Below are 12,665 nucleotides of genomic sequence, written 5' to 3' on the forward strand. Positions count from 1 at the left end.
GTTCCAGACTATTCTTGTAAAAAGGGGGTTAGAACAAGCCCTCAGCTTTCATGCGAGGTCGATGCCGCTGTACCTGGAGGCGCTGCTTCAACTTGCCCGGGAGGCGCAAGCGTAAGCTGGAGAATCCATTTACCTTCGACTTTGACCGCTTTCTGGGCTTTAACGTATCCTTGGCCGTCAACCGTGCAAACAACCTTCAGAAGCGAGCACATCTCCAGCGCATCCCGCAGCGACATCCCTTTCAGGTCGGGAACGTTACCCGGCTTCGTATCGGTAAGCAAATAAATTTGCTGCGAAGCCGGCAGTACGCTTCCCGCCTTCGGCAGTTGCTGTAGAACTTTGCTGCCGTTGCCTAACACGCCAACCGGGAAAGAACGCTGCTTAAGCTGCGATCGCGCCTGCGTAACGGTCATTCCCGATACATCCGGCACTGTAGCGGTCACTTCAACATCCTTTGATGAAGATGCCGAAGCTATGGCAGAAGAAGCGGACGCATCCGGCATTTTCGGTAAATTCGGCGTTATGCCAAGATGAAGCAGCGACTTGCCCATAATTTCCTTGAATATCGGACCGGCTACCGAACCGCCTCCGGCATTGTCGATTTGAGGCTCGTCGACGACGACGTACAGAACGACTTTCGGGTTATCAACCGGCGCATATCCGATAAACGAAACGACGTATCTGTCCTTTGAATATCCGCTTTTGTTCGTCTCATCGCTTTTTGTTACCTTTTGCGCCGTCCCCGTTTTCCCGGCTATACGGTATCCGGGAATATAAGCTTTTTTACCCGTACCGATTTCTTGATCGCTGACGACCGTCTCCAAGTACTCGCCGACTTTACGCGACGTTTCGGCAGAGATGACCTGACGGATCAGTTTGGGCTCCGTCACCACCTTCTCGCCTGTTGTCGGATCACTGATCGACTTTACGATATGCGGCTGCATAAGCTTGCCTCCATTAGCTACCGCGGCTACGGCCGCCACCTGTTGAATCGGCGTAACCAATACTTTTCCTTGACCGAAAGCGGCCGTCGCGACCTCGGATGGATAATTCAAGCTGAAAGATTTGGAAACTTCATTCGGCAGTTCGATGCCCGTCTTCTGCCCGAAGCCGAAATCGGTAATGTACTTGACTAATCTCTCTTTGCCGAGCATTTCATAACCGAGCTTAACGAACGCCACGTTACTGGAATGCTTCAGTCCGTCCAAGTAGGAAATTTGACCCCAACCTACCCGGTTATGGTCATAGACCGGCCTATCCTTCGCGCTGTATTTAATGGAGCCCGATTTGTAAAAATCGTCCGGCTTGAACAAACCTTCCTGCACCGCGCCGGCCAAAGTCACGATCTTAAACGTAGAACCGGGCTCGTACAATGACTGAATCGCGTTGTCCCTGAACGAATTTTGGTCTTTCGTCTCCCCGTAAGTATTCGGGTTATAGTCGGGCAAGCTCGCCATTCCCAAAATTTCCATCGTTTGCGGGTCCGCGGCAATCGCCGTGATACTAATCGGCTTGTACTCCGTATATGCCTTTCTGAGCGCTTCTTCGATATAAAATTGAATGTCCCTGTCTATCGTTAAAGTGACGTTTTTCCCATCTACCGCTTGCTTGTATTCCACTTGCCCATTGGGAAGCTGGGTCCGGGCGCCGTCCTTCTGATACTTGATGAACCCCGGCTGCCCCCTTAGTTGGTCATTAAGCTTCTTTTCCAAACCTTCGATTGCCACGCCGTCTTTATTCTCGTAACCGAGAATATGGGAAGCAAGAGAACCGTTAGGATAATAGCGTTTTTGTTCCTCCATGAAATAGAGGCCGACGTTATCTTTGTCCGTCAGTTTTTGCAGCTCTGAACGAAAGACGGCAAGCCTATCCTTTATTGCTTTATCCACCTTCCAGCCGTCCGGATGGACTTCCGCCTGATCGCGGTAAGTAACGCCGTCGTCTTTCTTGGCCGTAATGATCTTGCGCAGCTTGTCTTCCGGCGTCCCTAACACTATGTGAAGCTTGGATACGATTCGATCGGTCAGCTTCCAATCGGGGTTCAGCTTTTCAAGCTCGGCGATCTGTTTAGGTCCGACGGCGACCGTATAGGCCATCGCATCGGCAGCTAACACCTTGCCATCGCGATCCAGCAGCATCCCGCGCTCTTGAGGGATCGTCTCTCTCGTAATCCAGGTTTGCATTGCTTGTTTGGTCCAGAAGTCCGCCTCAACGACCTGGACCCAATAAACGCGAAAGATCAAACCGAGAAAAAGGAGGGTGATTAGCCCTCCCATCAGCAACGTCCGCAGTTTTATTCGCTTGGTCATAGCATTGCCCTCTTCATTTCCCGATCATCCTTTGTTAGGCTTGTCAGCCATCGCGGTTTGACCTTCTTTGGAAGTTACTGTGATGCCGTTATTGGCGATTGGACGCATTCCTTGCGCGGTCGCTTTCTCGACGATGAGCTTAGGATCGCTAAGACGTTCCACTTCCCTCTGCAATTCTTTCATTTGCTCGGAGGTTTGCTCGTATGTCTTGTTTTTCACTTGAATCTGAGCATTAATTTGATAGATTTGCGCGTAACGGAAAATAATAAAACCCGCAACTACGACCACTACCGCAATCGTAAACAAGTATAATAGCTTTTCTCCGATCGGAATGGAACGGCGGCGGGTGACCTTGCTTCTGTGCGTCGTTTGGGTTTGTTGAACTTTCTCTTCCTGTATGCGCTCCGGACGAAGCGCCAAGTTGCCGTAATATGCCATCTGTTCCTTGTGCCCCTCTCAATGTTCTCTATTTTGAACCCGTTTTAACCGAGTTTCTCTGCAATCCTTAATTTAGAGGAACGTGCGCGCGGATTAGCCGCCAGTTCTTCTTCGGTCGGCAATATCGGCTTGCGCGGAGTAAGCCTCAACCTTCCGTCTCCACCGCCGCACACGCATATCGGAAAATCCGTCGGACAAGTGCAGCTTGCAACTTCCTTGGCGAAAGCCTGCTTGCAAATCCGATCCTCGAGCGAGTGGAACGTAATAACCGCTACCCTGCCGCCAGGGCTTAAACAATCGATCGTTTGCTCCAACGCTTCTTCGAAAGCACCAAGCTCGTCGTTAACCGTAATGCGAAGCGCCTGGAAAGAACGCTTAGCGGGATGAGGCCCCGTACGGCGAGTTGCCGCGGGTATCGAAACCTTAATCAGCTCCGCCAGCTCTCCCGTCTTCTCGATCGGCGCCTTCTCGCGGGCTTTAACGATATTCGCCGCGATCTTGCGGGCGAACTTCTCTTCTCCGTAATCCCGCAGGATGTTGGAAATTTCCCGTTCGTCCCACTCGTTGACGATTTGTTTCGCCGTAAGCGATTCGTCGCGGTCCATGCGCATATCAAGCTCGGCGTCCTGGTTGTAGCTGAAGCCGCGATCGGCTTCGTCGAGCTGCGGACTGGATACTCCGAGGTCGAACAGCACGCCGTCGACTTGCGGAACGCCGTCCTTCTCCGGAACTCCTGCGGTCCGGAGCGCCATCTTCAGGTGCCGGAAGTTGCTTTTCACCAAAGTTACGATATCGCCGTAAACGGCTAATCGTTCGCGCGCATTGGCGAGGGCGGCTTCGTCCTGGTCGAGCGCGATCAATCGTCCTCGAGGTCCGAGCTGAGAAGCGATCAACTCGCTATGTCCCGCTCCGCCCAAAGTACAATCGACGTAAATGCCGTCCGGACGTATGTTTAAGCCTTTAACCGATTCCTCTTTCAACACGGTAACATGGTGAAACATAATGGCTGCCTCCCGGCACCCGATTACGGGTCCGTCTTCGTTGTTTATGTATTTGACTAGATGTTGTAAACGGGTTAGAAGTTAAAATCGAAATCAACCAGCTTCTCCGCGATTTCGTTAAAGGAGTCGGCCGACTGCCGGGAGTATTCCTCCCAAGTCGCCTTATCCCAAATCTCCACTCTGCTGGAAACGCCGATGACGGTGCATTCTTTGTCCAGCTTGGCGTAATCGCGCAAGTGATTCGGCACGTTTACCCTTCCCTGTTTATCCCATTCGCATTCGGACGCGCCGGAGAAAAGCAGCCTGGAGAAAGCCCGCGCATTGGCGGCCATAGACGGCAAACTTTTGATTTTCTGTTCAAGCTGGGCCCATTCATGGCGAGGATAGACGAACAAGCAACTGTCCAATCCACGGGTAACGATGAAATCGGTGCCGAGAGCTTCGCGAAATTTAGCCGGGATAATAATCCGTCCCTTATCGTCGATACTATGCTGAAATTCGCCTAAAAACATAAACCCTCGTCACCTCCCCCATTCTTCACCACTTTCCACCACTCTGAACCACTTATGATGAATATTCGCGCCATAAAATAAAAATCCTGCCACGAGAGCAGGATTTTCAAAAAAATATTTTACGGGATTAACGAATCCCGTCGTTAGGTTCTTGCTCATCCGGATCCGGCTTCACCTCGGGAGGCGTCTCTGGGATAGCCTTTTCGGTTTCCGCCACAGGTACTAAAGAGCTGTTCCAAGCTTTCCTTTTCTCTTCGGTTACGGCACGTCTTACGGATCTGCGCTTACTAACGAAGTAGAAGGTCGGTATACCCAACACCGTTAAGACGATAAGGACGGGCAACAGAGCGGCTACAACGACGAGCACGCCTTCTCCGAACTGTCTAAGCACTTTCGTGCTTCCGGCCAAAGCATCGGATATCCGCTCGCTGAAGGTTTGCTTTTCATCTACCTTCTCTTCCTTGATTTCCTCGATTCCCGTCGCTTGATACAGGCGCAAATTAATCGTAGAGAAAGCTACATTCTGATCCAGAAAACGAATTCGCCCTTTAATCTGTTCGATTTCTTCCTGCACCCGAGCCAGCTCGTTGGAGAAACGAACGAGATCGTCGGTTTTGGCCGCCTTGTCCATGAAAGCCAGCAATCGCGACTCTACTACTTGCTTCGCTTTGAGGCGGGCATTCAGATCAACGAATTCCTCCGTCACGTCGCTGCCTTCCACTTCCCGTTCGCGATGTAAAGTTTTGATCTTCTGCAGCTTCTCCAGGAACGGTGAGAAGCCACTGGAAGGAACTTTAATTACGTAAGTCGCGCCCACCTCATCGGCACTGCGGCTGTCGGAAAATTGAAGCACGTATGCGCCGCCAAGATGAATGAGATTGAGCAGCTGCTCCTCGGCGGTTTTGAATTCCTCTACTTTCATGACTAGATTGGCTCGATAGATGACTTTCCGGTCAAACCCGGCATTCGCATCCGCGATCTCACCGATGCCTCCACCGACCGCGCTTAAATCGCTGCCTCCGCTCTGATTCCCGCCTTCCGCGGGCGCTTCCGGTGCTGACGATGCTTCCGCCTTCGCAGCTGGAGCCGCTTCCGAGAACTGCAAGGACTTTTGGGAGCTTATCTGGTCGGAGGAAGTGACAGAAATGCTGTCCCCTTGCTTCAGAGCTTCCCCGGGAGCAGCCTCACCCGCCGCTGGCGCGACGGCATTACTATCCTTGCTGCTCCCGCCGCATGCCGTCAATCCGATCACAAACATAACCACCATCAGAAGCATGATACCGGATCTAACGTCTCGAACCCATTTCCCTTTCATCCAGATCTCCCCTTTTTAGGTTTCTGCAACCATAGACGAAGAATAATAGGAAAATGTTCCCTAAACTGAAAATAATAAAAAACCCCGCGTCGCGGCTAAGCGAGCGGGAATTTTTGTCAGCTCTCTTGTGGAAGAGCGGGCAAATGGGACACTATGACTTCATGCAGCGTGATTTTGTTTCCGATGACCATCTCGCTGTTGCCGCTTTCCCTGCGCTGCGCATGCGCTTGCTTAAAGGAATCGCTTTGCACCCAGGCATCGAAAGACTCCTTATTGTCCCAAGCCGTGCATACTTGATATTCCTCGTGCTCCTCCAACCCTTGCGTTTGCAACAACTCCATGCGCACAAAACCGGGAAACGTATGTACGTTTTTCGGAGTCTTAAATCTTTCCCTCATGATATCCCCGTAACCCGGCTTAACTTGAATCGTATTCGTTACAATGATCATATGACAGCTCTCCTTTTTATTTGTCCCAATGTAATTGTTCCAAAAACTCGAATACAAGCCTTGCTTCCTCGCCGCCCATTGCAGCATGCCTAATGAGAGGAATTCCGTGCGGGCCGGTCGCATGAGCCATATCGGGGAATTGTCCGATGATTAGCTTCACGAGCTCTAATTGCCCTAGCATAGCCGCCGCAAATAGATCCAATCGTGCGCCGCGACTCAATAAATATTCCGCGATGTCACGTCTCCCAACATGCGCCGCAGCACCAAGCCCCGTTTCCCAGTCGCCGCCTCCCCAATTCATTGATGCATGCAGCAAACCCGGCCCCCGCTCCAGAAGCTCTTTCACTTTGTGAAGATCGGCATGGGCCGAGCTTACGAACTGTTTAACGAGTTCCGGTTCAATAGCCGCCAGCGGCTTTCGCGATTCCAATGTCATACGTGCAACTCCTCCCATTTTCTGCTTATCGCAAGACCTCTTGGCGTGTATACGGGCTTACCTTCATCTTCATAAACGTTCGCTTCGATCCCGAATACTTGCGAGAAAAAATCTGGCAAAAAAACTTCCGCCGGCGACCCTTGGCTGACTAACTTGCCGTCTTTCATTGCAATGATCCTATCGCTATAACGAGAAGCTTGGTTCAAATCATGCATGACCATCACGATCGTAATTCCCTGCTTGCGATTTAAGAATTGGAGTAATTCCATGACTTCGAGCTGATGCGCAACATCTAAGTAAGTCGTCGGCTCGTCAAGCAGCAACGTATGCGGTGTTTGGGCTACCGCCATCGCAATCCATGCTCTTTGTCTTTCTCCGCCGGATAAAGTGTACAAGGAACGATGTTGCAGCTTCGTCATATCCGTCATCTGAAGCGCCCAATCGACAGCATCCTCATGCTCATTGCGGCATTCTTCATACCACTTCAAATGCGGATGCCTCCCTTGCTTCACCAAATCCCGAACCGTTAAATCCAGATTAGGATCCTGAGTTTGCGGCAGCATCGTCAGCTTCCGGGCAACCTGCTTCGTATTCATGAGGGCAATGGCTTCTCCCTCCAAATACACGATTCCCTTATTCGGCCGTACCAATCTCGTCAGCAATCGCAGTACCGTCGATTTCCCCGAGCCGTTAGGACCGACTATACTCGCCATCTCGCCCTTCCGAATGCTTAAGCCAAAGTTCTCGACGATATTCCGGTTATGATAGCCGAAGTGGAGACCTTCCGAGGTTAAGACGTTTTCCATCCTTTAAGCCCCCCTCGCAACAAGTAAAGGAAAAACGGAGCGCCTAGCAACGCAAGCAATACGCCCACCGGAAATTCAATCGGGTCGAACCAAGCTCTAGCTGAAGTATCGGCAGCGACCACGAGCGCCCCGCCTCCAAGAGCGGATAGCGGCAGAAAAAACTTGTAGTCGTTGCCTGCGATCATCCGCACGATATGCGGCACGACCAAGCCTACAAAACCGATTAAGCCCGAGACGCTAATCGCTATTCCCGCCATGAAAGTAGACATGAGAATGACCAGCATCCTGCTCCTCTCCACTCGATTACCTAACAGTTTCGCCACTTCGTCCCCGAGAATGAGCACGTTCGCATGTTTAACCAGAAATACCGACAATACCATCCCAATGCACGCATAAGGCAAAATCGTTTCAAAATGCGGCCAGCTTTTCCCGTTCAGGCTTCCGGCTAACCAAGGCAATACGGCTTGCACCTTCTCGCTATTGAGCAGTATAACCGTTGTCATGCCTGCTCCGAGCAAGGAATTGACCGCCACCCCGGCCAATATCATTCGGCCGGCAGGCGCTCCTTTATTCCATGCCAGAGCATATATAATTGCAGCTGCCGCCAATGCTCCCAAAAAAGCCGCTAAAGGCACAAGAGACATTTGCTCCGGAAATAAAATCATAACCGATACGGCCGCCAACCCCGCTCCCGAGGAAACTCCGATAATTCCCGGATCCGCTAACGGATTCCGGAATACGCCCTGGAGGAAAGCACCGGATACCGCTAGGCAAATGCCGACCAGCAACCCGGTCAAAACCCTTGGAAGCCGCAAGTTCCATACGATTTGCCGAAATTCCGAATCCGTATCGTTAATTAACGAAGTCCATACTTCCTTCGCCGGGATCGATACGGCTCCTACCATCAATCCATATAGAATGGAAAGCAACAAAAGTACCGCGAATAAAGCCAATAACGCATACCTTGTCTTAGATCGAGGATCCTTTCTGTTCGTATAAGGAGCATTCATTTGCTTATTTTCACCTGCAGCAGCAGTTCATTTAAGTAGGTAATCGCATCTGGTGCGCGCAGTCCCGGGTTAGCGGCAAACAGATCGTTTGGAAGCACCTCGAACTGACTTGTTTTAACAGCCCCCAGGTTTTTCCACGCCGGATTGCTTTCCAGCTCTTTCTTAAAGCTTGCTTTCACTTCTACGGGATCGCCGTGCGTAATTAAGTAAATAACGTCAGGGTCGGCAGCAACGATTCGCTCCATGCTGAATTCTGCATATTGCGGCATCGTATCCATCTTCGGAAAATCAGCCGCAACGTTGTTACCGCCGGCTAGCAGCAAGAAGTTGCCCGGATAACTTGAAGGCAGGGCGACAACGAAGCTGCCTGGCGCACCATAAAGGATCAACGTCTTCGGCTTGTTCAACGGCGGACTTTGCATGACCTTCTTCAATCTGCCGTCCATTCCTTTAATCAGCTTTTCCGCTTCTTCTTCCTTACCCAATACTTCTCCGTATAGACGAATGGAATTTTTGATTTCCTCGAAAACATTGTGCGAGTTAAGCAGCATTCGCGCGCCCAGCTTCTCGATCGTAGCTGCTTGCGGCTGTAACGACGGACTTCCGATGACCAAATCCGGTTTCAACGCAGCCAACGTCTCGAAGTTGATGCCATGCGTGCTGCCGACCTCGGGAATGGATGCCGCTTCCGGCGGATAAACCTTGCCTAACGCCGTCGCTCTTCCGACGATATGGCCGCCAAGCGCTGCAACGATTTCCGTGTCGGACGAGGACAAGGTTACGATGCGTTGAGGAACTTTATTAAGCGTGAGGGGCCCGACCTTCGTTTGTACCGTCAATGTGCTGGAGATCGTTACTTGTTTCTTGTTACCGTCCCATCTAACCCACATTCCGAACGATTGAGCCAGAAAACGGAGCGGCACGAACGTCGTATTATTCAAGCTGACCGGTGCGGATTCCAGCGTCCTTTTCTCGTTATTTATGTATGCCGTCGAGGATCCCGCCGTATAAGCTACCGTGATATTGCCTTTTACTGCTTTAACCGTTTTCGTTTTTTGATCCCAGCTTACTTTGCCGCCCAAGCCGGCTACAACCTCGCTATAGGGGACAAGAAGGCGCCCTTTGACCAATTGCAGGGCTGTCGATAAGGATATGGACTTTCCATCCACGACCACCTTGATTAAACGGCTTGCCTCGGCCGCATCCGTAGAAGGAGTCAAACCGACATTGGCGACGAACAGGACCGCCAAGGTCAACAATCCAATCCTTACTGCATTTCGAAACATTTCTATTCCTCTTAAATAATAATGATAATCATTTTCATTTAGAACTTTAAATGATAATGAGAATCATTGTCAATAACAACTTTGCAAATAAAAAAACGTTTATCCCGTCGAGTGTTTCCGATGGAATAAACGTTCTCTTTTTCATTTCTGTTTAGTTAAGCAGTTAATGGGACGCCCAGCTATCCAAGTAAGCTTTCTGCTCATCGGACAGCGTATCGATCGTAATACCGAGCGATTGCAGTTTCGTGCGCGCGACCAGTTCATCGAGCTCGTAAGGCACGTTAACGACTTGGTTGCCGATGCTCTCATAATTCTCGTTCACATAACGAAGCGCGATTGCTTGCAATGCGAACGTCATATCCATGATTTCCGCTGGATGTCCGTCGCCCGCCGCAAGATTTACTAAACGTCCTTCGGCAAGTACGTAGATTTTGCGTCCGTCCTTCAGCACGTATTCCTCGATGTTGCGACGTACGACCCGTTTGGATACCGACATGGCAGCCAACTCGACCAAGTTGACTTCAATATCGAAGTGTCCCGCATTGGAAAGAATGGCTCCGTCTTTCATATTCGCGATGTGCTCGCCGCGAATGACGTCTTTATTGCCGGTCACCGTAACGAAGAACTCGCCGACTTTGGCAGCTTCGGCCATCGACAGTACCGTAAAACCGTCCATGTACGCCTCGACTGCGCGAATGGCATCCACTTCCGTAACGACGACGTTCGCTCCAAGCCCTTTGGCCCGCATTGCCACGCCCTTGCCGCACCAACCGTATCCGTTGACGACAACCGTCTTACCCGCTACCACAAGGTTCGTCGTCCGGTTGATGCCATCCCATACGGATTGCCCGGTGCCATAACGGTTGTCGAACAAATATTTACAATAAGCATCGTTGACGGCTACCATCGGGAATTTAAGCGATCCGTCTTTTTCCATCGCTTTCAGGCGCAAAATTCCGGTTGTCGTTTCTTCCGCCCCGCCGCGTACTTGAGCAAGCAAGTCCTGACGCTCCGAATGCAGAATGGACACGAGGTCTCCCCCGTCATCGATAATGAGATCGGGCTTTGTTTCCAATGTTTTGACCATCAGGTCCTTATATTCTTGCGGATCGGGATTGTATTTCGCGTATACGGCAATTCCGTCTTCCACGAGAGCCGCGCACACATCGTCTTGGGTGGACAACGGATTGCTGCCGGTAATAACGACTTCAGCTCCGCCAGCTTGTACGACTTTTGCTAAATAAGCCGTTTTGGCTTCCAAGTGCAGCGAAATGGCGACACGAAGACCTTTGAATGGCTGATCTTTCTCGAATTGCTCGCGAATTTGGTTCAAAACCGGCATATGGGCTTGCACCCAATCGATTTTAAGTTTGCCTTCCGGCGCCAATGACGGATCGCGTACGATGCTGGTTAATGCGGTTTTCATCAGATAATTCCTCCAGGTTCTGTTCTATGAATTCGTCAAGCTTTCCACCAAGCGCTGTCCTCCAGTTGCCTGGTAGGGAACCTCTAGCCAACGAACCAACCACTCCGGACCGTAACGATTCCAGAAATGAACGGTACCGTATATTCTTTCTTGCGGCTTATCCAGAGGCGAGAGCGACTGATGGATTCGATCCCATTGACGAAGCGATGCTTCATGTTGCTTAGCGATCGCATCGAGGGAACGAGACTCCAAATAAGTGATTTGCTCCAATATTTTATCCCGATTCGTAGCCGCTAGCGTGGCGAGACCGGGTTGAAGCGACGACACGGTGTCGATGACCGGAGCGTATAATTCCTCGAATTGCCGTTTGGCTAGCCGGAACTTTTCTTCTAAGTTCCACTCGTCCTGCTCGGCTAACCATTCCGATTTCTTTTGTTCCCAGTCGGTTATGGCCTCTTCAACGGATAAGGAATATTTATCCAATAGTTTGGTTACGTTGGGCTCCAAATAAGTAAACGATTGCCGCGGAATTAATAGAGGTACAGACATTCCGAACTCATGAAACGTCGGGCCAAGAATGCCCCAATAGGCCAACTCTGATGGTCCTAGAACCGCGGCTAGCACAGGCAGCAAATAGTCCTGCATAAGAGGACGCGTCAATGCATTCGTGCTTAAGCAATCCGGAGAATTAGACGTTAGTTCTAGCATTTGCTCCTGGGAGTAGGAAACATGTCCTCGACGATCGATGAAACGATCCTTCTCTTTATGAAGCAGAAGCCTTCCGTGCTCGTGATGGAGAAACAAGTTGGCGCTTCCGGGATTCGTCTCCGCCTGAAGCTTGAAACCTTTGCTCAAGACTTGGCTTTCGCCTGCCTTCAATGCGGTTTCCAGCTCGTTGTTTCGAACGATCAACTCCCGGAACATCGGCCCTTCCAACGCACGCAAGTTAGGATCGTCCGCATCAAGAAGCAGCAACCCTTCTCTGCCGAACCAATCGGCAAGCAATCTTGCGAACGCCAAGCTAAGCGATGGACAATCCGTGATATGGCTTTGAAGCCGTTCAAGAAGAGCGGGTTTGAACTCGGAATCCGGCAATTGGTCGGCCAACTCTTGCAAAGCCGTTTCCCACTGCTGCGTTGTCAACGGCGTTCTGCTTACGGCGAGCCGCGGTCCTTCCGGACGTTCGATCCGAATTCGCCTGATCCCGCCTTTCGGCGATTGAATATTCACGTGGTTCGCTTCGTCGAAATCGTGATCTTCTCCCGCGATCCAGAAGACGGGCACGACGGGTCTACCCAATCGTTTCTCCGCTTCGCGGGCTGTTTGCACAACCGATAAAGCTTTGTAGTAAATGAGCAACGCTCCGCCGAATAAGCCGGCTTGCTGCCCTCCTACGACGACCAGTGTCCGTGATTGCTCGAGCTTCTCCAACGACGCCGCGGCTTCGGAATAATAGGGAAGCTTGGATTGATAAGTTCTAATAGCTAACGCAACCTGCTCAAGGCTTGCTCGTCTCTCCGACGTCTCGTCCAGCAGCAAGGCTCTTCGTGCCCAGTGCTCTTCTTGGGAAGGATGCAATCCGAACAATTCGATGACTTCAGGATCGCCTTGCCTATATCGTTCTGCCAATGAAAAAGGATTGGAATCTATAAGAGATGCAATGTTCAAAGGGAAAGT

General features: G+C 51.0%; 12 protein-coding genes. All 12 read right to left on the minus strand.

Going from position 1 to position 12,665, the window contains the following annotated elements; translation table 11 throughout:
- Positions 1 to 41 precede the first annotated feature (41 nt).
- The 12 genes from K7P76_RS21765 to bshC all read right to left on the minus strand — a co-directional run bounded on the left by K7P76_RS21765 (position 42) and on the right by bshC (position 12,656).
- On the minus strand, positions 42 to 2,309 hold the full coding sequence (locus K7P76_RS21765; RefSeq protein ID WP_232187420.1) for a penicillin-binding transpeptidase domain-containing protein: 2,268 nt from the start codon (positions 2,307 to 2,309) through the stop codon (positions 42 to 44).
- A 24-nt stretch (positions 2,310 to 2,333) separates the two neighbouring features.
- Positions 2,334 to 2,747: a cell division protein FtsL gene (gene ftsL, locus K7P76_RS21770; RefSeq protein ID WP_232187421.1), complete on the minus strand. Its 414-nt coding sequence runs from the start codon at positions 2,745 to 2,747 to the stop codon at positions 2,334 to 2,336.
- A 44-nt stretch (positions 2,748 to 2,791) separates the two neighbouring features.
- Positions 2,792 to 3,748, minus strand: a complete 957-nt coding sequence (gene rsmH, locus K7P76_RS21775; protein WP_232187422.1) for a 16S rRNA (cytosine(1402)-N(4))-methyltransferase RsmH — start codon at positions 3,746 to 3,748, stop codon at positions 2,792 to 2,794.
- Positions 3,749 to 3,822: 74 nt separating this feature from the next.
- Complete coding sequence (mraZ, locus tag K7P76_RS21780; protein ID WP_232187423.1) at positions 3,823 to 4,260, minus strand: division/cell wall cluster transcriptional repressor MraZ; 438 nt, start codon at positions 4,258 to 4,260, stop codon at positions 3,823 to 3,825.
- 127 nt (positions 4,261 to 4,387) lie between these two features.
- Positions 4,388 to 5,575 carry a DUF4349 domain-containing protein gene (locus tag K7P76_RS21785; protein ID WP_232187424.1) on the minus strand — a complete coding sequence of 396 codons (1,188 nt, stop codon included), beginning with the start codon at positions 5,573 to 5,575 and terminating at the stop codon, positions 4,388 to 4,390.
- Positions 5,576 to 5,691: 116 nt separating this feature from the next.
- A complete protein-coding gene (locus K7P76_RS21790; RefSeq protein WP_232187425.1) occupies positions 5,692 to 6,024 on the minus strand; it encodes an antibiotic biosynthesis monooxygenase in 333 nt (110 codons plus the stop codon).
- Between the two features lie 16 nt (positions 6,025 to 6,040).
- A complete protein-coding gene (locus K7P76_RS21795) occupies positions 6,041 to 6,460 on the minus strand; it encodes an ankyrin repeat domain-containing protein (protein ID WP_232187426.1) in 420 nt (139 codons plus the stop codon).
- Entirely contained in the window at positions 6,457 to 7,266 is an 810-nt protein-coding gene (locus K7P76_RS21800) for an ABC transporter ATP-binding protein (protein WP_232187427.1), read from the minus strand. The genes K7P76_RS21795 and K7P76_RS21800 overlap by 4 nt, the downstream gene beginning before the upstream one ends.
- On the minus strand, positions 7,251 to 8,276 hold the full coding sequence (locus K7P76_RS21805; protein WP_232187428.1) for a FecCD family ABC transporter permease: 1,026 nt from the start codon (positions 8,274 to 8,276) through the stop codon (positions 7,251 to 7,253). Before K7P76_RS21805 ends, K7P76_RS21800 begins: the two co-directional genes overlap by 16 nt.
- Positions 8,273 to 9,562, minus strand: a complete 1,290-nt coding sequence (locus K7P76_RS21810) for an ABC transporter substrate-binding protein (RefSeq protein ID WP_232187429.1) — start codon at positions 9,560 to 9,562, stop codon at positions 8,273 to 8,275. Before K7P76_RS21810 ends, K7P76_RS21805 begins: the two co-directional genes overlap by 4 nt.
- 163 nt (positions 9,563 to 9,725) lie before the next feature.
- A complete protein-coding gene (locus tag K7P76_RS21815) occupies positions 9,726 to 10,988 on the minus strand; it encodes an adenosylhomocysteinase (protein WP_232187430.1) in 1,263 nt (420 codons plus the stop codon).
- 24 nt (positions 10,989 to 11,012) lie between these two features.
- On the minus strand, positions 11,013 to 12,656 hold the full coding sequence (gene bshC, locus K7P76_RS21820; protein WP_232187431.1) for a bacillithiol biosynthesis cysteine-adding enzyme BshC: 1,644 nt from the start codon (positions 12,654 to 12,656) through the stop codon (positions 11,013 to 11,015).
- Between the last annotated feature and the right edge of the window lie 9 nt (positions 12,657 to 12,665).

Source organism: Cohnella silvisoli, from assembly GCF_021190915.1.
Lineage (GTDB): Bacteria > Bacillota > Bacilli > Paenibacillales > Paenibacillaceae > Cohnella > Cohnella silvisoli.